The 18,718-nt window shown below is 61.0% G+C and carries 19 protein-coding genes; 4 read left to right on the top strand and 15 right to left on the bottom strand.

Annotated elements, in window-relative coordinates; genetic code table 11:
- Nucleotides 1-14: 14 nt before the first annotated feature.
- A complete protein-coding gene (locus AB4O08_RS15420) occupies nucleotides 15-353 on the top strand; it encodes a histidine triad nucleotide-binding protein (RefSeq protein ID WP_010206940.1) in 339 nt (112 codons plus the stop codon).
- 116 nt (nucleotides 354-469) lie between these two features.
- The gene (gene coq7, locus AB4O08_RS15415; protein WP_021491380.1) at nucleotides 470-1,117 is read left to right on the top strand and encodes a 2-polyprenyl-3-methyl-6-methoxy-1,4-benzoquinone monooxygenase; all 648 of its coding nucleotides are present in this window, start codon (nucleotides 470-472) and stop codon (nucleotides 1,115-1,117) included.
- Between the two features lie 60 nt (nucleotides 1,118-1,177).
- On the opposite strand, the gene AB4O08_RS15410 is transcribed toward coq7, so the two are convergent.
- Nucleotides 1,178-1,600, bottom strand: coding sequence for an OsmC family protein (locus tag AB4O08_RS15410; RefSeq protein ID WP_005792019.1), 423 nt, complete (start codon nucleotides 1,598-1,600; stop codon nucleotides 1,178-1,180).
- A 247-nt stretch (nucleotides 1,601-1,847) separates the two neighbouring features.
- On the opposite strand from AB4O08_RS15410, the gene crp reads away from it, so the two are divergent.
- Nucleotides 1,848-2,492, top strand: a complete 645-nt coding sequence (crp, locus tag AB4O08_RS15405; RefSeq protein ID WP_010206944.1) for a cAMP-activated global transcriptional regulator CRP — start codon at nucleotides 1,848-1,850, stop codon at nucleotides 2,490-2,492.
- Here the strand turns inward: crp and AB4O08_RS15400 are convergent.
- The 14 genes from AB4O08_RS15400 to AB4O08_RS15335 all read right to left on the bottom strand — a co-directional run bounded on the left by AB4O08_RS15400 (nucleotide 2,489) and on the right by AB4O08_RS15335 (nucleotide 17,629).
- Nucleotides 2,489-3,184, bottom strand: a complete 696-nt coding sequence (locus AB4O08_RS15400) for a lipoate--protein ligase family protein (RefSeq protein WP_010206946.1) — start codon at nucleotides 3,182-3,184, stop codon at nucleotides 2,489-2,491. The genes crp and AB4O08_RS15400 overlap by 4 nt on opposite strands.
- 161 nt (nucleotides 3,185-3,345) lie before the next feature.
- On the bottom strand, nucleotides 3,346-4,182 hold the full coding sequence (gene trpC / locus AB4O08_RS15395; RefSeq protein WP_010206947.1) for an indole-3-glycerol phosphate synthase TrpC: 837 nt from the start codon (nucleotides 4,180-4,182) through the stop codon (nucleotides 3,346-3,348).
- Entirely contained in the window at nucleotides 4,179-5,228 is a 1,050-nt protein-coding gene (gene trpD / locus AB4O08_RS15390; RefSeq protein WP_029296763.1) for an anthranilate phosphoribosyltransferase, read from the bottom strand. The genes trpC and trpD overlap by 4 nt, the downstream gene beginning before the upstream one ends.
- Nucleotides 5,229-5,237: 9 nt before the next feature.
- Nucleotides 5,238-5,831, bottom strand: coding sequence for an aminodeoxychorismate/anthranilate synthase component II (locus tag AB4O08_RS15385; protein WP_010206949.1), 594 nt, complete (start codon nucleotides 5,829-5,831; stop codon nucleotides 5,238-5,240).
- Between the two features lie 10 nt (nucleotides 5,832-5,841).
- Nucleotides 5,842-7,323: an anthranilate synthase component I gene (gene trpE / locus AB4O08_RS15380; protein ID WP_010206950.1), complete on the bottom strand. Its 1,482-nt coding sequence runs from the start codon at nucleotides 7,321-7,323 to the stop codon at nucleotides 5,842-5,844.
- A gap of 70 nt (nucleotides 7,324-7,393) precedes the next feature.
- Entirely contained in the window at nucleotides 7,394-8,212 is an 819-nt protein-coding gene (locus AB4O08_RS15375; protein WP_042571474.1) for a phosphoglycolate phosphatase, read from the bottom strand.
- Nucleotides 8,209-8,883 (bottom strand): ribulose-phosphate 3-epimerase, encoded by a 675-nt coding sequence (gene rpe / locus AB4O08_RS15370; RefSeq protein ID WP_010206952.1) that lies wholly within the window; start codon nucleotides 8,881-8,883, stop codon nucleotides 8,209-8,211. Before rpe ends, AB4O08_RS15375 begins: the two co-directional genes overlap by 4 nt.
- Before the next feature lie 84 nt (nucleotides 8,884-8,967).
- On the bottom strand, nucleotides 8,968-10,116 hold the full coding sequence (locus tag AB4O08_RS15365) for an iron-containing alcohol dehydrogenase (protein ID WP_021491377.1): 1,149 nt from the start codon (nucleotides 10,114-10,116) through the stop codon (nucleotides 8,968-8,970).
- Nucleotides 10,117-10,333: 217 nt separating this feature from the next.
- A complete protein-coding gene (locus AB4O08_RS15360; protein ID WP_010206955.1) occupies nucleotides 10,334-11,158 on the bottom strand; it encodes an ABC transporter permease in 825 nt (274 codons plus the stop codon).
- A gap of 12 nt (nucleotides 11,159-11,170) precedes the next feature.
- A complete protein-coding gene (locus AB4O08_RS15355; RefSeq protein WP_137205757.1) occupies nucleotides 11,171-12,418 on the bottom strand; it encodes an ABC transporter permease in 1,248 nt (415 codons plus the stop codon).
- A gap of 157 nt (nucleotides 12,419-12,575) precedes the next feature.
- Entirely contained in the window at nucleotides 12,576-13,616 is a 1,041-nt protein-coding gene (locus AB4O08_RS15350; RefSeq protein WP_010206957.1) for an ABC transporter substrate-binding protein, read from the bottom strand.
- 43 nt (nucleotides 13,617-13,659) lie between these two features.
- A complete protein-coding gene (locus AB4O08_RS15345; RefSeq protein WP_010206958.1) occupies nucleotides 13,660-14,772 on the bottom strand; it encodes an ABC transporter ATP-binding protein in 1,113 nt (370 codons plus the stop codon).
- 214 nt (nucleotides 14,773-14,986) lie between these two features.
- The gene (locus AB4O08_RS15340) at nucleotides 14,987-15,616 is read right to left on the bottom strand and encodes a response regulator (protein ID WP_010206959.1); all 630 of its coding nucleotides are present in this window, start codon (nucleotides 15,614-15,616) and stop codon (nucleotides 14,987-14,989) included.
- A gap of 18 nt (nucleotides 15,617-15,634) precedes the next feature.
- Nucleotides 15,635-17,629, bottom strand: a complete 1,995-nt coding sequence (locus AB4O08_RS15335) for a PAS domain-containing sensor histidine kinase (protein ID WP_045791576.1) — start codon at nucleotides 17,627-17,629, stop codon at nucleotides 15,635-15,637.
- Between the two features lie 77 nt (nucleotides 17,630-17,706).
- Between AB4O08_RS15335 and AB4O08_RS15330 the strand changes: the two genes are divergently transcribed.
- On the top strand, nucleotides 17,707-18,681 hold the full coding sequence (locus AB4O08_RS15330; protein WP_460114207.1) for an alpha/beta hydrolase family protein: 975 nt from the start codon (nucleotides 17,707-17,709) through the stop codon (nucleotides 18,679-18,681).
- Nucleotides 18,682-18,718: the final 37 nt, after the last annotated feature.

Below are 18,718 nucleotides of genomic sequence, written 5' to 3'. Positions count from 1 at the left end.
ATGGAGAAACAGCTGTGGATACTCTGTTCACCAAGATCATCAACAGAGAAATACCTGCGGATATCATCTACGAAGATGATCAAGTCCTAGCGTTCAAGGACATCCACCCAGCGGCGCCAGTGCACTTCCTGGTCATTCCCAAGAAACACATCCCCACCCTCAACGACCTGACCGAAGAAGATAAAGCCCTGGCCGGTCATATTCTGTTCACCGCCCAGCGTTTGGCCGTGGAACAGGGGTGTGAAGAGGGTTTCCGGGTGGTCATGAACTGCAACCCGAAAGGTGGGCAGACCGTTTATCACATCCATATGCATGTGCTGGGTCAGCGCCAGATGAACTGGCCACCGGGCTGATCAGCCCTTAGGCACAGGGCGCGGCCCAGGCTGCGACCCCATGCCCTTGACGCAGCGCAAACGCTTCCCCCTCTCTTGCGGTAAACTGGCCGCCGAGATTCTTCCCGGAGGTCAGCATGACTACCCAACGTCACTACTCGCCGATTGACCGTCTGTTGCTGCAAGCCGACATGGCCATGCGCACGCTGCTGCCGTTCAGCGGCCAGCCGTATCGCCCCTCGCCCGCCATCGTGCAGCCCGACGCCCAGATGAGCGAGACCGAGACCCGTCACGTCGCCGGCCTGATGCGCATCAACCATACCGGCGAAGTTTGTGCCCAGGCGCTGTACCAGGGCCAGGCCTTGACCGCCAAGCTGCCCCAGGTACGCGCGGCCATGGAACATGCCGCCGAAGAAGAAATCGATCACCTGGCCTGGTGCGAGCAACGCATTCGCCAATTGGGCAGTCACCCAAGCGTGCTGAACCCGCTGTTTTATGGTTTGTCGTTCGGGATTGGCGCCGCTGCCGGCCTGATCAGCGATAAAGTCAGCCTGGGGTTTGTCGCGGCGACCGAACATCAGGTGTGCAAACACCTGGATGAACATTTGGAGCAACTGCCGGCCGAAGACGAAAAATCCCGGGCCATTCTGGAGCAGATGCGTGTTGATGAAGAGCATCACGCGGAAAGCGCACTGGATGCTGGCGGCTTCCGCTTCCCTGCGCCGGTAAGGTTTGGCATGAGCCTGTTGGCCAAGGTCATGACCAAAAGCACCTACCGTATCTGAAGCGTCACCCCGCAGGAGCGAGCTCGCGGTGGCGAGCTCACTCATGGGGGCTGCGGTCGATCAACCCAACTCGATGATTTCGTAATCGTGGGTGATGGCCACACCGGCCGCGCCGAGCATGATCGACGCCGAGCAGTACTTCTCAGCCGACAACTCAATCGCACGCTTGACCTGGGCTTCTTTAAGCGCCCGCCCCTTCACCACGAAATGCATGTGGATCTTGGTGAATACCTTGGGGTCTTCAGTGGCTCGCTCAGCCTCCAGAAAAGCTTCACAGCTTTCCACTGCCTGGCGGGATTTCTTGAGGATGCTGACCACGTCGAAATTGCTGCAACCGCCCACGCCCAGCAGGAGCATTTCCATCGGACGTACGCCCAGGTTACGGCCACCCGCTTCCGGCGGACCGTCCATGACCACCACATGGCCACTGCCCGACTCACCGAGGAACATGGCTTCGCCCGCCCATTGGATGCGTGCCTTCATCGCCCAGACTCCACTGCTAAAAAAGGGTCGCCAGCTTAGCACAGGGCCCGCCTGCGTCAGTGTTTCCAACAAAAGCGATCAATAGCAGGGTTTGCGCAGAAAATTGGCTAATCGAGTCAGAATGTGTCTGTTAAGCTGACGCCAAATCGATGGCGTAATGCCACCCTTTATGCAGTGCGTATCAGTGCCGATACCCGATGAATACAACAACTCAAACTATTTAGCGCAGTCTTTTCGGGATACAACCATGGTTGCCCTTACTCCCATACCCAAAATCAAGAATCTCGACAAACTGTTGATGCATTGCCAGCGCCGTCGTCACCCGGCCAAGCACAACATCATCTGCGCCGGCGAACGCTCCGAAACACTGTTCTTCATCATCAAAGGCTCGGTCACCATCCTGATCGAGGATGACGACGGTCGCGAAATGATCATTGCTTACCTGAACACCGGGGATTTCTTTGGGGAGTTGGGGCTGTTCGAACAAGCCGGCAAGGAACAGGAACGCAGCGCCTGGGTGCGCACCAAGGTCGAATGCGAAGTGGCCGAGATCAGCTACGCCAAGTTCCGCGAACTGTCCCAGCACGATCCCGACATTCTCTACGCCCTGAGCGGCCAGATTGCCCAGCGCCTGCGGGACACCACCCGCAAGGTCGGCGACCTCGCGTTCTTTGACGTCACCGGCCGAGTCGCGCGTTGCCTGCTGGACCTGTGCAAGCAGCCCGACGCCATGACGCACCCCGACGGCATGCAGATCAAGGTCACGCGTCAGGAAATCGGGCGCATTGTCGGCTGTTCACGGGAGATGGTCGGTCGCGTGCTCAAGGATCTGGAAGAGCGCAACCTGGTGCATGTCAAAGGCAAGACGATGGTGGTGTTCGGTACCCGTTAAACCGGCAGGAAGCTGGCCAACATTTGACGGTACAAGGTATCCAGCCGGCTGATCGCATCCGGCGCGGGGAAAGCTTCGTGCAAGGCGATATGGCTGTCTGCACGAACCCGCTGGTCGAGACCACACGCTTCATTGAACCGATTGACCGCCGCGATCAACGCCTCGCGATCGTTCTCCAGCAACAAGGCACCGTGCACCAACCCTACCGGGCGGCCACCACTTTGGCGCCAGCGCTGGGCAGTGCCGACCATTTTTCGACCGTTGAGGTTGACGTTGTAACGGCCATCGCAAAACGCCCCATCGATTTCACCAACCGAGGCATCACCGCCCAACTCGATCAGCAAATCGCAGATCGGTTGGCATAAGCGCAGGTAACCGGTTTCGATACGATTCTGGTCACCTTCACTGCGCGGTGGGGCGTAGACCAGGGCGATATTGACCGTGGCATTTGACTGCGGCACCGGCTCTCCGCCGGTTTCACGCAGCAATACCGGCCAACCGGCGTCAGCCGAGACTTGGCTGGCGGTTTCGAACGCCGGCAGCCGACTCAAACGGCGGGGCATCACCAAGGCTTGATCGTTGGGTTGCCAGAACAGCAGGCCAAACGCCTGATCACCCGCGCAGACGGCTGCCAGCAAGGCTTGCTCGGCGGCCAGCCCAGCTTCAACCGTCATCGACACCGGCTTAGCCATCAAACACCTACCTATCTGAATAGACACAAACCCAGATGTGGGAGCGGGCTTGCTCGCGAATGCGGTCTGTCAGTAAAAAGCGCAATGACTGATACACCGCATTCGCGAGCAAGCCCGCTCTTACATTTAGACTGTATTTTAAATGTTGACCGGGTTTTACGTCAGTCTAGTGTCGAACCGCTGACCGCCACGCCCCGCTCCGGGAAGAACAGGCGCTGCAATTCAGCCCCTGGGTTCTCGGCCCGCATGAAGGTCTCGCCCACCAGGAACGAATACACCCCACTGATCTCCATCAGCTCCACATCGGCACGGTTGACGATGCCGCTCTCGGTGATCACCAGACGGTCACGCGGAATGCGCGGCAGCAGGTCGAGGGTGTTTTCCAGGCTGACCTCGAAGGTGTGCAGGTTACGGTTGTTGACCCCCACCAGCGGTGTGTCGAGGGTTTTCAGTGCGCGTTCCAGCTCATCGCCGTCGTGCACTTCCACCAGCACGTCCAGACCGACGCTTTTGGCCACGGCTGCCAGCTCGGCCATCTTCACGTCATCCAGCGCGGAAACGATCAACAGCACACAGTCGGCGCCCAGGGCACGGGCTTCGACGATCTGATACGGATCGACCATGAAATCCTTGCGGATCACCGGCAACTTGCACGCGGCGCGGGCTTGCTGCAGGAACAGGTCGGAACCCTGGAAATAGTCGATATCGGTCAGCACGGACAGGCACGTGGCCCCGCCCTTCTCATAACTGACGGCGATTTCCGACGGCACGAAGTTCTCGCGGATCACACCCTTGCTAGGCGAGGCCTTCTTGATTTCCGCAATGACGGCAGGCTGCTTTTCCTTGGCCTGCTTGATCAGCGCATTGGCAAAGCCACGCGGTGCATCGGCGGTTTTCGCCTGGGCTTCCAGCTCAGCGAGACTGACGCGGGCACGGCGCTCAGCCACTTCTTCAGCCTTGCGAGCCAGGATCTTTTCCAGAACGGTCGGCACACTCATCCTTCATTCTCCATCTTGAACACCGCAGTAAAGGCACCCAGTTCTTCAAGCTTCTCGCGCGCGAGCCCGGTGTGCAACGCATCATGAGCAAGGGCTACGCCCTCTTTAAGACTGTAGGCGTGATCGGCGGCATACAGCGCCGCACCGGCATTCAGAACAATCATTTCTGCCGCTTTTTGACCATTCTCGGTCTTGCGACGCCCCAAGGCATCGCGAATCAGTTCCAGGGACGCCGCCGGGCTTTCCACCGCCAGGCCGTGCAGGCTCTGGCTCTTCATGCCCAAATCTTCCGGCTCGACCCAATATTCGGTGACCTGGTCGTTCTTCAGTTCCGCCACGAAGGTCGGAGCCGCCAGGCTGAATTCGTCCAGGCCGTCCTTGGAATGCACCACCAGCACATGCTTGCTGCCCAGACGCTGCAGCACTTCGGCTAATGGCCGGCACAGTGCCTGGCTGAATACGCCCACCACCTGGTGTTTCACACCGGCCGGATTCGTAAGCGGGCCGAGCATGTTGAACAGGGTGCGCAGGCCGAGGTCCTTGCGCGGACCCGCGGCGTGCTTCATCGCGCCATGGTGGGATTGGGCAAACATGAAGCCGATGCCGACGTTGTCGATGCAGCGCGCCACTTGTACCGGCGTCAGGTTCAGGTAGATCCCGGCCGCTTCCAGCAAATCGGCGCTGCCGCTCTTGCCGGACACCGCACGGTTACCGTGCTTGGCCACGGTGCAACCTGCAGCCGCGACCACAAACGAAGAAGCCGTCGACACGTTGAAGATGTTCGCACCGTCACCACCGGTGCCGACCACATCCACCACGCCATCGAGGGTCTTGAGCTCGACCTTGTCCGCCAGCTCGCGCATCACCGATACGGCGCCGACGATCTCGTCAATGCTTTCGCTCTTCATGCGCATGGCCATCATGAACGCGCCGATCTGCGCGTCCGTGCATTGGCCGGTCATGATTTCGCGCATCACATCGCTCATTTCAGCGGTGCTCAGGTCCAGGTGGCCGACGATACGGCTCAGGGCAGTCTTGATATCCATGGAAAGTCCTTAGCGCGTGCCGCCGCTCTGCTTGAGAAAGTTGGCGAACAGCTCGTAGCCCTGCTCGGTCAGGATCGACTCGGGGTGAAATTGCACCCCTTCGATATTCAGTGTCTTGTGGCGCAGGCCCATGATCTCGTCGACCGAGCCGTCTTCCAGTTGGGTCCAGGCGGTCAGCTCCAGGCATTCCGGCAGGGTTTCGCGCTTGACCACCAGCGAGTGGTAGCGGGTCACCGTCACCGGAAGGTTGAGGCCATGAAACACGCCTACATCTTTATGGAACACCGGGCTGGTCTTGCCGTGCATCACCTGGCGCGCGCGCACTACGTCGCCGCCAAAAGCCTGGCCAATGGATTGGTGGCCCAGGCACACGCCCAGGATCGGCAGCTTGCCGGCGAAATACTGGATCGCTTCCAGGGAAATACCCGCCTCGGTCGGCGTGCACGGGCCTGGCGAAACCACGATGCGCTCCGGGTTCAGGGCTGCGATCTCGGCCACGGTCAGTTCGTCGTTGCGCACCACCTTGACCTCGGCACCCAACTCGCCCAGGTACTGCACAACGTTGTAGGTAAAGGAGTCGTAGTTATCAATCATCAGCAACATGGGGGAAACCTCAAGAATTAGGGGTCTGTTCAGCCAGCGCAACGGCGCGGAACATCGCGCGGCGCTTGTTCAGGGTTTCTTCCCACTCGAGGGCCGGCACCGAGTCGGCGACAATCCCGCCACCGGCCTGCACGTGCAGCTCTCCGTCCTTGATCACGGCCGTACGAATCGCAATGGCCGTGTCCATGTTGCCGTTCCAGGCGAAATAACCCACGGCGCCGCCGTAGACACCACGTTTCACCGGTTCCAGCTCGTCGATGATTTCCATCGCGCGGATCTTCGGCGCACCCGACAAGGTGCCCGCCGGCAGAATCGCGCGCAGTGCGTCCATCGCAGTCAAGCCGGCTTTCAGCTCGCCGGTGACGTTGGACACAATGTGCATCACATTCGAATAACGCTCGATCACCATCTTCTCGGTGAGTTTCACCGAACCGATTTCCGAGACACGCCCGGTGTCATTGCGACCCAAGTCAATCAGCATCAGGTGTTCGGCGATTTCCTTGTCGTCGCTCAGCAGGTCTTCTTCCAGCGCCAGGTCGGCCTCTTCGGTCGCACCACGCGGGCGCGTACCGGCGATCGGGCGCACGGTGATCAAGTTGTCTTCGACACGCACAAGCACTTCCGGCGAACTGCCCACCACGTGGAAGTCACCAAAGTTGAAGAAGTACATGTACGGCGTCGGATTGAAGCAGCGCAATGCGCGATACAGATCGATCGGCGCGGCCTTGAAGTCGATGGACATGCGTTGCGATGGCACCACCTGCATGCAGTCACCGGCGAGGATATATTCCTTGATGGTGTCGACGGCACGCTCGTAGTCATCCTGGGTAAAGCTGGAGCGGAACACCGGGTCGGCGGCCGGTGGACGGCTGAGGTCCAGGCCGCGACGCGGGGTGATCGGCTGACGCAGTTTTTCCAGCAGGGCTTCGAGGCTGGCCTGGCCTTGTTCGAAAGCGTCGGCCTGGGACGGGTCGGCGAGCACGATCGCGTGCATCTTGCCGGCCAGGTTGTCGAATACGACGACCGCATCGGAAACCATCAGCAGAATGTCCGGCACACCCAGCGGGTCCGGGTTCGGGCATTTGCCCAAGCGTTTTTCCACATAACGCACGCAGTCATAACCGAAGTAACCCACCAGACCGCCGTTGAAACGCGGCAGGCCGGCAATGGTCGGCACGTTGTAGCGCGCCTTGAACGCTTCGACGAACGCCAGCGGGTCGTCGACATCGTGGCTTTCGATCTCGACGCCATCCTGGGTAATGCTCACGTGATGGTCGTGTACCCGCAGTACCGTGCGGCACGGCAAGCCGATGATCGAGTAACGCCCCCACTTCTCGCCGCCCTGTACGGACTCAAGCAGGTAGGAGTTAGGCTCGTCGGCCAGTTTCAGGTAGATCGACAGCGGCGTGTCGAAGTCGGCCAGGGTTTCGCAGGCCAGGGGGATGCGGTTATAGCCGGCAGCAGCCAAACGCAGGAATTCTTCGCGGGTCATGATATGCCTCGTGGCTTGAGGGTCTAACAGTCAGGTATGCAAACGTGCCGCAGAGCGCGGCCAGGAACAGTCAGGCGCGCCAACGCCAGCGGGCCAGGGCCTTGATGACTTTCATCCAGAGTTTGCGAGTGACCACCACGATGGAATTTCCAGAAGGGGACGGATCGGTATCGGGCAACGTTATCTCAGCGCCAGCTCCCAAGCAACCGGGGATTAACAGGCGCAGGTCATCAATCACCAGTGAAGGCGACTCTTCGGCGATCGGCCGACCATGGTTATAGCCGTAACTGAGAGCTACGCACTGCACACCCGCCGCCTTTGCCGCCTGCACATCACTGCGCGAATCGCCGACAAACAACGACTGCGAGGCCGGGATATTGGCCATTTTCATCACGAAAAACAGCGCCGCCGGGTCGGGTTTTTTCTGCGGCAGGGTATCGCCACCGATGATCCAGCGGAAATACCGGCCGATTTTCATCTGGTCCAACAGCGGCGCGACGAAGCGCTCCGGCTTGTTGGTGATCAGGGCCATTTCCACGCCCTGCTTGCTCAGCCACTTGAGGGTGTCGCGCACGCCGGGGTAAACCACGGTCAATTCGTGGCCGTCTTCATAGGCGGCGTTGAACAATTCCAGGGCGTGCTCGGCTTCGACTTCATCGACACCTTCAGCATCGATGTTGTTGGCCAAGGCCCGGCGCACCAGCATCTGCACGCCGTTGCCGACCCATTCGCGCACCGACTCGATCCCGGCCGGCTTACGCCCTAGCTTGAGCAGCATTTCGTCCACCGCCGCCGCCAGGTCGGGCACCGAGTCGATCAAGGTGCCGTCCAGATCGAACATCACCAGCCGTGGCAATTTGCCGGGGAACAGCTGCTCAAAGCCGCTCATGGACGCGCCAGCGCCAGCTCGGCACGCATCTTATCGATGACTTCCTGGTAGTCCGGCGCGTTGAAGATCGCCGAGCCGGCCACAAAGGTGTCGGCGCCAGCGGCGGCGATTTCGCGGATGTTGTTGACGTTGACCCCACCGTCGATTTCCAGGCGGATATCGCGGCCGGACGCATCGATCAACGCACGGGCTTCGCGCAGCTTGTTCAGCGTGCCAGGGATGAACTTCTGGCCGCCGAAACCGGGGTTGACGCTCATCAACAGGATCATGTCGACCTTGTCCATCACGTACTCAAGCACGCTCAACGGAGTGGCCGGGTTGAACACCAGGCCCGCCTTGCAGCCACCTTCGTGGATCAGCTGCAGCGTGCGGTCGACGTGCAGCGAAGCTTCCGGGTGGAAGGTGATGTAGGTTGCGCCAGCTTCCACGAAGTCGCCAATGATGCGATCCACGGGGCTGACCATCAGGTGTGCATCGATCGGCGCAGTGATGCCGTACTTACGCAGCGCGGCGCAGACCATCGGGCCGATGGTCAGATTGGGTACGTAGTGGTTGTCCATGACATCGAAGTGCACGAAGTCGGCACCGGCGGCCAACACTTTGTCCACTTCCTCACCCAGGCGGGCGAAGTCGGCAGAGAGAATCGATGGAGCAATGACGAAGGGCTGCATGACGCACCTTTTTTGAGCTAAATCACGATGGCGCGCATTGTATACCTCATGCTTTGCCGCGCGCACCGTGACCTAACTCAACGGTTAGTAAGCGGCCCGGTAGATTTTCTCGATATCGGCCGCGCTGAGCTTGCGCGGATTGTTGCGCATCAGCCGCTCAATGCCCGCCGCCTCCACCGCCATCGCGGGGATCGCGTCCTCGGGCACCCCGAAACTGTGCAGCCCTGCCGGGATCTCCACCGCAGCGCACAGTCGCGTCATCGCCTCCACCGCCTGGTCGGCGGCATCGTTGACGCTCAGGCCGGTGACATTCACCCCCATGGCCTGCGCAATGTCCTGCATGCGCTCGACGCAGGCCAATTTGTTCCAGTGCATCACATAGGGCAGCAACAGCGCATTGCTCACGCCATGGGCGATATTGAAACGCCCCCCCAGTGGATACGCCAACGCGTGCACCGCGCCGACTCCCGCATTCCCGAACGCCATGCCGGCCATCAGGCTGGCGGTGGCCATGTCGTCACGGGCCTGCAGGTTGGCTGGGTTGGCGTAGGCCTTGGGCAATGCATGGGCGATCAGCTTGATCGCGCCAATCGCCAGGGCGTCGGTGATCGGCGAGGCGTTCAGCGACAGGTAGGATTCGATGGCATGCACCAACGCATCCACGCCACTGGCGGCGGTGACGCTGCGCGGGCAGGTCAGGGTCATTTGCGGGCTGATCAGTGCGACGTCCGGCAGCAGGTAGTCGCTGACGATGCCTTTTTTCAGCTGCGCGGCCTTGTCGGAGAGGATCGCCACATTGGTCACCTCCGAACCAGTACCCGCCGTGGTGGGAATGGCGATCAGCGGCGGGCCCTTGCGCGGCACCTGGTCGACGCCGAACAAGTCCGCCAGGGCGCCGTGGTAACCGGCATAGGCGGCAACGCTTTTGGCAATGTCGATGGCGCTGCCGCCGCCCAGGCCGATCAAACCGTCATGCCCACCCTCGCGGTAGACGCGCATGCAGTCTTCGACAATGGCGATTTCGGGGTCAGGCAGTACGCGGTCGAAAATTTCGTAGCTGCGTTCGCCCAGGTGTTCGAGGGCCAGCGCCACGGTACCGGACTTGACCAGCGCGGCGTCGGTGACGATCAGCGGGTTATCCACATCCAGGCGCGTCAGCTCGGCGGCCAGTTGTTCGATGGCGCCCGCGCCGGTCAGCAGTTTATGGGCGATCTTGAATGAGGAAGTACTCATGTGCGCGGCCTCTTATTCGGAGATGGGCTGGCACAAGAATAGCTGGGGAATTTGGGTTGCCTAGCATTCAGCGGCTGAATGGCAATTTCTGGTTCAACACAGGCCCCATGTGGGAGCGGGCTTGCTCGCGAAGGCGGTGGGTCAGCCAGTGCACGTGTTACTGATAGACCGCATTCGCGAGCAAGCCCGCTCCCACATTGTGATCTTCATCTGATAGTTAAACCTGTGCGGTGCGCAGTTTCTCGCTACGCCCGCGCAACCACTCCAGGGTCAGCAACAACAACACCGAGAAGGCAATCAGCAAGGTCGCGGCGGCGGCAATCGTCGGGCTGAGGTTTTCGCGGATGCCGCTGAACATCTGACGCGGCAGGGTCGCTTGCTCGGGGCCGGCGAGAAACAGCGTTACCACCACCTCATCAAACGACGTGGAGAAGGCAAACAGCGCCCCGGAAATCACGCCTGGTGCAATCAACGGCAAGGTCACCCGGCGAAACGCAGTGAGTGGCGAAGCACCCAGGCTGGCCGCCGCCCGCACCAGGTTGTGGTTGAAACCCTGCAACGTCGCCGACACGGTGATGATCACAAACGGCACGCCCAGCACCGCATGCACCACGATCAGCGAGAAAAAACTGTTGCCCAGGCCCAGTGGCGCGAAGAACAGATAACTGGCCACGCCAATGATCACCACCGGCACCACCATCGGCGAAATCACCAGCGCCATGACCAGCGCCTTGCCAGGGAAGTTGCCGCGAGTCAGACCAATCGCCGCCAAGGTACCGAACACCATGGCCAGCACCGTGGCCGCCGGGGCGACAATGACGCTGTTCTTGAGAGCACGCATCCATTCGGCGGAGGCGAAGAAATCCTGGTACCAGTGCAGCGAGAAACCCTGCAACGGGTACACCAGAAAACTGCCACTGTTGAATGACAGCGGGATGATCACCAGCACCGGCAGAATCAAAAACAACAGGATCAAGCCGCAGAGGATCCGCAAGCTGTAGAACCACACCCGCTCGACGGGCGACATATAAGGGCTCAGCATCGAAAGGTCTCCTCAGCTCAGGCGCAGGCGGCTGGCGCCTACCAGCCGGTTATAGATCAAATACAGCACCACGGTGGCCAGCAGCAGCAAGCCGCCCAACGCCGTTGCCATGCCCCAGTTGATGCTGGTGTTGGTGTAGAACGCCACGAAGTAACTGACCATCTGGTCGTTCGGGCTGCCCAGCAACGCCGGGGTGATGTAGTAACCAATCGCCAGAATGAACACCAACAGGCAACCGGCGCCGACACCGGCGTAGGTCTGCGGGAAGTACACCCGCCAGAAGCTGGTGAACGGATGGCAGCCCAGGGAAATGGCCGCACGCATATAGGTGGGCGAAATGCCCTTCATCACGCTGTAGATCGGCAGGATCATGAACGGCAGCAAGATGTGCACCATGGAGATGTAGACGCCGGTACGGTTGAACACCAGCTCCAACGGCTTATCGATCAGCCCCATACCCATCAGTGCGCTGTTGATCAGGCCGCCGGACTGCAGCAGTACGATCCAGGCCGCCACGCGCACCAGGATCGAGGTCCAGAATGGCAGCAACACCAGGATCATCAACAAGTTGCTTTGGCGTGCAGGCAGATTGGCCAGCAGGTACGCCAGGGGATAAGCCAACAGCAGGCAGACCGCCGTGATCACCAGGCCCATCCAGAAAGTACGGGCGAAGATGTCCAGGTAAATCGCCTGGTCCGGCGTGGCCGGTGCCACTTCACCGAGGTCGTCGATGCGGTGATCGACAGCCGCCAGCAGATAGAACGGCGTCAGGCTACTGGTATTGCGCCGGATCGCCTGCCAGTACGCCGGGTCACCCCAGCGTTCATCGAGGCTTTCCAGCGCTTCTTTATAGGAGGCCGGCGCTTCACTGAACGGCAGCGCCCGCGCGGTTTTGGTCAGCAGGCTGCGGTAGCCGGCCAGTTCCATGTTCAAGCGCTTGGACAGATCGCCCAGGGTCTGGTTTTTACGCGCCTCGCCCAGGTCTTCACTTAGGGCCTGGTACACCGGCTCACCCGGCAGACCACGACCGTCCCAGGCCGTCACCGCCACCACGGTACGCGGCAAACCGCCCACCACTTCCGGGTTGCCGACGCTTTTAAACAGCAGCGCAACAATCGGCACCAGGAACACCAGCAGCAAAAACAGCACCAGCGGCGCAATCAAGGCCTGGGCCTTCCAGCGATTGAGCCGCTCGGCACGCGCCAGGCGCTGCTTGAGGGTGGGGCTGTTGACCTCGTTCGAGGGAACGGCGATGGCCATGGCTGACTCCGAATCTTGAAAATGAATGCAACCTTTCACACACAAGAAATCCCTTGTGGGAGGGGGCTTGCCCCCGATGGCAGACTTTCAGTCAACACATATATCGACTGGACCGCCGTCATCGGGGGCAAGCCCCCTCCCACAGGGAAATGCAGTGTTACTTGGCAGCCCAGGAATTGAAGCGCTGCTCCAGCTGCTCGCCGTTATCCGCCCAGAAGCTCACATCGATCTGCACCTGGTTGGCGATGTTTTCCGGAGTGGTCGGCATGTCCTTCAGCACGTCCTTGGCCAGCAACGGTACGGCTTGGGTATTGGCCGGGCCGTAGGCGATGTTTTCCGAGTAGGTCTTCTGTTGCTGTGGCTGCACCGAGAAGGCGATGAATTTTTTCGCAGCTTCGGCACGATCCTTGGCCAGGCCTTTAGGGATGGCCCAGGCGTCGAAGTCGTAGATGCCGCCGTTCCACACCACTTTCAGGTTGCTTTCTTTCTGCACGGCGGCAATGCGGCCGTTGTACGCCGAGCTCATCACCACGTCCCCCGAGGCCAGGTACTGCGGCGGTTGTGCGCCGGCTTCCCACCACTGGATCGACGGCTTGAGCTCGTCGAGTTTCTTGAACGCGCGGTCCTGGCCGTCTTTGCCGGCCAGCACTTTGTACACGTCTTTCGGTGCAACGCCGTCAGCCATCAAGGCGAATTCCAGGGTGTACTTGGCGCCTTTGCGCAGGCCACGCTTGCCAGGGAATTTCTTGGTGTCCCAGAAATCCGCCCAGCTGGTTGGCGCGGATGCCAGCTTGTCGGCGTTGTAGGCGAGCACCGTCGACCACACGAAGAAGCCCACGCCACACGGCTGGATCGCACCCTTCACGTAGTCAGCCGTGTTGCCGAACAGTTTCGGGTCCAGGGGCTCGAACATGTCTTCATCGCAGCCACGGGACAGTTCCGGCGACTCCACTTCCACCAAGTCCCAGGACACGCTCTTGGTGTCGACCATGGCTTTGACCTTGGCCATTTCACCGTTGTACTCGCCGGCGACGATCTTGCCGTTGCCCGCGCTTTCCCACGGTGCATAGAAGGCCTTGACCTGGGCCGCCTTGTTCGCGCCGCCAAAGGACACGACCGTCAGATCCGGGCCTGCCATGGCCTGTGTCGCACCCATCAAGCTCAATGCCAAAACGGAATACTTCAAGGAACTCAACATTGTTGTTCTCTCCACGTGCAGGGTTGGTGAAGCCAGGGGGCGATCAATTCGCCTCTAAAAGTGGGTCGAGTGCGCGAACGTGCTCGACTTGCCAGCCAATCGGTACCACGTCGCCGACCGCCAGGGCTGGATCCAACTCGGCAATCGGTTGTTTCACAAAAAAATCGGCCTTGCCGCAGACTTCCAGGCGCACGCGTACGTGGTCGCCCAGGTAGATGAATTCCGCCACCCGCCCGGAAAAGCGGTTGACGCAAGATTCGCTGGAGCCATTGAGGCTGACGCGTTCAGGGCGTACCGACAGCGTCACCGGGCCACCCACCTGGCCGACGTTGACCGCCAGCGCCTCGACCTTCTCGCCACGCGCCAGCTCCACCACGCAGCGCTCGCCGCTATGGCTGTGCAGGCGGCCATTGAGGCGGTTGTTCTCGCCGATAAAGTTGGCGACAAAGGTGTTCTTCGGTTCTTCATACAAGGTGCGCGGTGCAGCGATCTGCTGGATCTCGCCCTGGTGGAACACGGCCACCCGATCAGACATGGTCAAGGCTTCGCCCTGGTCGTGGGTCACGTACACCACCGTCACGCCGAGGCGCTGGTGCAGGTGCTTGATCTCCATCTGCATGTGTTCGCGCAGTTGCTTGTCGAGGGCGCCGAGGGGTTCGTCCATCAGCACCAATTGCGGTTCGAACACCAGCGCTCGGGCCAAGGCCACGCGCTGTTGCTGGCCACCGGAGAGTTGCGCGGGATAGCGCTGGGCGAACGCGTCGAGTTGGACCATGCTCAGCACGCGTTTGACCCGCTCGCTGATATCGGTCTTGCTTAAAGCTCGCACCGACAGCGGGAACGCCAGGTTCTCGGCGACCGTCATGTGCGGAAACAGCGCGTAGTTCTGAAACACCATGCCGATGTCGCGCTTATGCGGCGGCACATTGTTGATGGAGCGCCCGGCCAGCTGGATTTCGCCGGCGGTCGGCGTTTCAAAACCGGCGAGCATCATCAGGCTGGTGGTCTTGCCCGAACCGGAAGGCCCGAGCAGGGTGAGGAACTCGCCCTTGCGAATCTCCAGGTTGAGGTCTTTGACGATCAGGTTCTCGCCGTCGTAGCTCTTCTGCACGCCACGAAAGCTGACCAGCACATCATTTGAATCCACCTCGCTCATACCAACACCTTTTTGTTTTGGACTGCTGTGAGACAAGCGTAGTCCAGGCGCGAGCCCCCGAAAATCGGGGGCCAGGAGAGAATCACATCAGCCGGATGGAAGGTTTGGGGTAGGGATCGCCCTACACGGATGGCGGGGATGGGACAGTGCCACGCTGCCGTGCACCGGGAATGGGATCAGCGCGGCTTACAGGTGGTCGTAAACAGGCATGTTGTTACAGCAACTTGTGTTCCATAGCGTACTTCACCAGTTCCGCCAGGGAGGTGATATTGAGCTTTTGCATCAGCCGCGCCTTGTGGGTGCTGATAGTCTTGCTGCTCAACGCCAGTTGTTGGGCGATGTCGTTGACGTTCGCGCCCTGGGCCAGGCGCTCGAACACCGAGAACTCACGCTCCGACAGGAGTGAATGCAACGGGCGGGCATCGGTGAGGCCGACTTCGAAGACCATCCGGTCGGCCAGGTCCGGGTCGATATAACGCCCACCCGCCGCCACTTTGCGAATTGCCGTGAGCAACAGCGCCGGGTCGCTGTCCTTGGTGGCGTAACCGGCCGCGCCCACCTTCAAGGCGCGGGCGGCCATTTGCGCTTCGTCGTGCATCGACAGCACTAGGATTGCCGGCGGATTGTTCAGCGCACGGATGCGCGCAATCGCTTCCAGGCCATTGACGCCGGGCATCGAGATGTCCAGCAACACCACCTCGCAAGGCACGTGGCGCAGCGCCTCCAGCAATTGCTCGCCATTGCTGGCTTCTCCAACCACCAACAGGTCTTTGGCCAGGCCGATCAATTGCTTGATGCCTTCACGAACGATGGTGTGGTCTTCGGCTACCAATACGCGGATCACAAGGGCTTCCTCTTGGTGTTATGCATCCAACGGCACCGTGACGCTCAGGGTGGTGCCCTCCCCCAACTCGCTGTCCAGGCTCAATTGCCCACCCATGATCAGCACGCGCTCGCGCATGCCCACCAGGCCAAACGACACCGGGCGGCCCTGGGCCTGGACGAAACCGACGCCATCGTCGCTGATGGTCAAGCGCAAATCCGTGCCCTCCAGGGCCAGGGTCAGTTCAACAGTATGCGCCTGGGCATGGCGCATCACATTGGTCAGCGCCTCCTGCAGGATCCGAAACAAGCCAATGGCCTTGGCATCACTGAGTGTCGGCAGGTTATCCGGCACCTGCACCAAACAGGGAATTTGCGTACGCGCTTCAAAGCGCCGCGCCTGCCACTCGATGGCTGACGCGATACCCGCATCCAGAATCGGCGGGCGCAGCGCCGTCGCTACGTCCCGCACCAACTGGAATAGCTGGGCGATCAAGCGCTTCATGCTGTTCAAGCGCTCGTGCAAACCGGGGTCAAGTTGCGCGTAGGCCAACTCACACATTGAGGTCTCGAGCTTGAGCACCGTGAGCATTTGCCCGAGTTCGTCGTGCACCTCACGGGCGATGCGTGCCTTCTCTTCTTCGCGAACGGTTTCCAGGTGAGCGGACAGTTCGCGCAGCTGTGCTTCACTTTGCAGCAATGCCGCCAGGGTGCGGCGCAGCTCGGTGACGTCATTGAGGTAAACCACCAGGTATTCAGCCTCGGCAAACCGCAGAAAGCTCAAGGACACATTGGTCGGCAGGATGCTGCCGTCTGCACGCCGGCAATCGGTGGCGAAGTTCTGCGGCCCGTCTTCGCTGGCCCGCGCGCGTTTCCATAGGTTGAGCCAGCGGTCCATGTCCAGGCTCGGATCAAGGTCGACCAGTGGCCGCTCGATCAGTGCGCCGGGGCCGTAGCCAAGCATGCTTTCGGCCGCACGGTTGGCGTAGCGCACGTGGCTGTCCCAGTTGACCCAAAGGATGCCGACGGTGCTTTGGTCGATGGAAAACTGAGTCAGCCGCAAGGCTTCGGCACCAGCGGCGCGGGCGGCGCTTTCTTCGCGCGCAGCCAAAAGGTTGTGCTCCAGCACCCGTTGTTGGCGGCGCAGCCAGAATACGGTGGCCAGGCTGGCGAGCAGCAACAGGCCGAGCAACAGGCTGAGGTTTTGCCACAGGCCCGGGGATTCCGTCAGGCGTGGGTATTTGGGTTGCAGCCAGCGGCTGTGCAGTTGGTCCAGATCGCGGGCGGGAATGGCGCGCAGGGCGCTTTCCATGATGCTGGCCAGTTCCGGCCATTCCCGGCGCGTGGCCACCCGCAGCAATTGCGGCAGGCCGATATCGCCCACCACCGCCAGCCCGGCGAACTCCGCCTCGCCGGACAAACGGCTCAATTGCGCTTCATCCACCACCGCATAACGCGCTTGCTGGCTTACCAGTAATTGCAGGGCCTGTCGCTCCATGGGCACGCCTTGCAGGTTCAGGCCGGGATAGGTGCTGCGCAGGTAATCGGCCACGGCGCTGGGCATGCGCACGGCGACGCGGGATTGCTCATCGAGTTTCTCCAACTCCACCGCCCCGCCGCCATCACGGATGCCAACGATGTGTTGCGGCACGCGCATATAGGGGTCGCTGAACAACCACAGGCGCAAACCGGCCGGCGTTTGTTGCAGGCCGGGAGCGATATCCACCTCGCCGTCGCTCAGGGCCGCTTCCAACTGCTCCTGGTTTGGGAAGTTGCGCCAGGTCAATTCGATGTTCAACGCTTTGGCCAACCACTGCATCAGCTCGACGTTGGCCCCGGACAGCCGCTGCAAACGCCGGTCGTATTGCGCGAACGGCGCCTGTAACACCAGGCCCACCCGCAGTTCCGGGTGCTGGGCCAGCCATTCGCGTTGTTGCGCATTGAGCTGCGCCTGGGGCGCGACGGGCGCAGGGGCGGCATTTGCCATCAAGGCAAGGCACAAACAGCCGATAACCAGCAGACAGCGAAAACCCATGATCCACGTCTCACATCACTGACAAATACTGACCAACCCATTAGGCTGCTGGAATCACTTCTGGCCGGGAATTTACGATGCCCTTTTTTCACCGTTCAGCACTGCCAGCATTGTGCCTGTCGCTGCTTTTTACCAGCGCCTTTTCTGTACGAGCCGCAGACGCGCCCGAACCTGCCGCGGAAAAACCGGTCGAGCGCCAACCCTTGCCCGAGCGCAGCCAGGCAGAAGCCAGCGCCCTGGAGCGCAAGATCCCGCAGCAGGAACAGCAACAATTGCAGGCCGGCAGCGATTCCTTCCTCGCCCTGTGGAAACCGGCCAACAGCGCCGAGCCCGAAGGCGTGGTGATTATCGTACCGGGTGCCGGCGAAAATGCTGACTGGCCGCAAGCAATCAGCCCGTTGCGGCACAAATTCCCGGACGCCAATTGGGGCAGCCTCAGCCTGTCGTTGCCGGACGTGAGCGTGGATACGCTGCCACCACGTGTAATGGAAGCGCCCAAGGCGACTGTCGACACCAGCAGCAAGGAAGCGAGCACCGCCGACAAACCCATCGAGCAAGCCGCCAGCGCCGAAGCCGAAGGCACCGACCCGGCGGTGGTGCCCGGTGCCGATGAGCAGGACAAGCCCGACGCCTCGCGCATCTTCGACCGCATCGACGCCGCCGTGGCGTTCGCCCAGACACAAAGCGCGCGCAGTGTGGTACTGCTCGGCCATGGCACCGGTGCCTGGTGGGCCGCACGTTATTTGAGCGAGAAACAACCGTCCCAAGTGCAGAAGTTTGTGATGGTGGCGGCACAGACGCCCCACGGACGTCATCCGGATGTACAACAACTGGCCCCTGGCCTGAAGTTGCCGACCGCCGATGTCTTCTATCAAGACAACGCCCAATCACGCAAAAACGCCCTGGCCCGCGCGCAGGCGGCCAAGCGTTTGAAAAATGAAGGTTACAAACAGGTGTCCTTGACAGCCTTGCCCGGCAACAGCGCTGCCGAGCAGGAGCAGTTGTATCGCAGGATCCGCGGCTGGTTGAGCCCGCAGGCGACGGCTGACTGATCGCTGACTGTGAACCCGATCAAACTGTAGGCGCTGG

This window comes from Pseudomonas sp. H3_E07, assembly GCF_054668895.1.
This window is presented reverse-complemented; position numbering and strand designations above follow the sequence as displayed.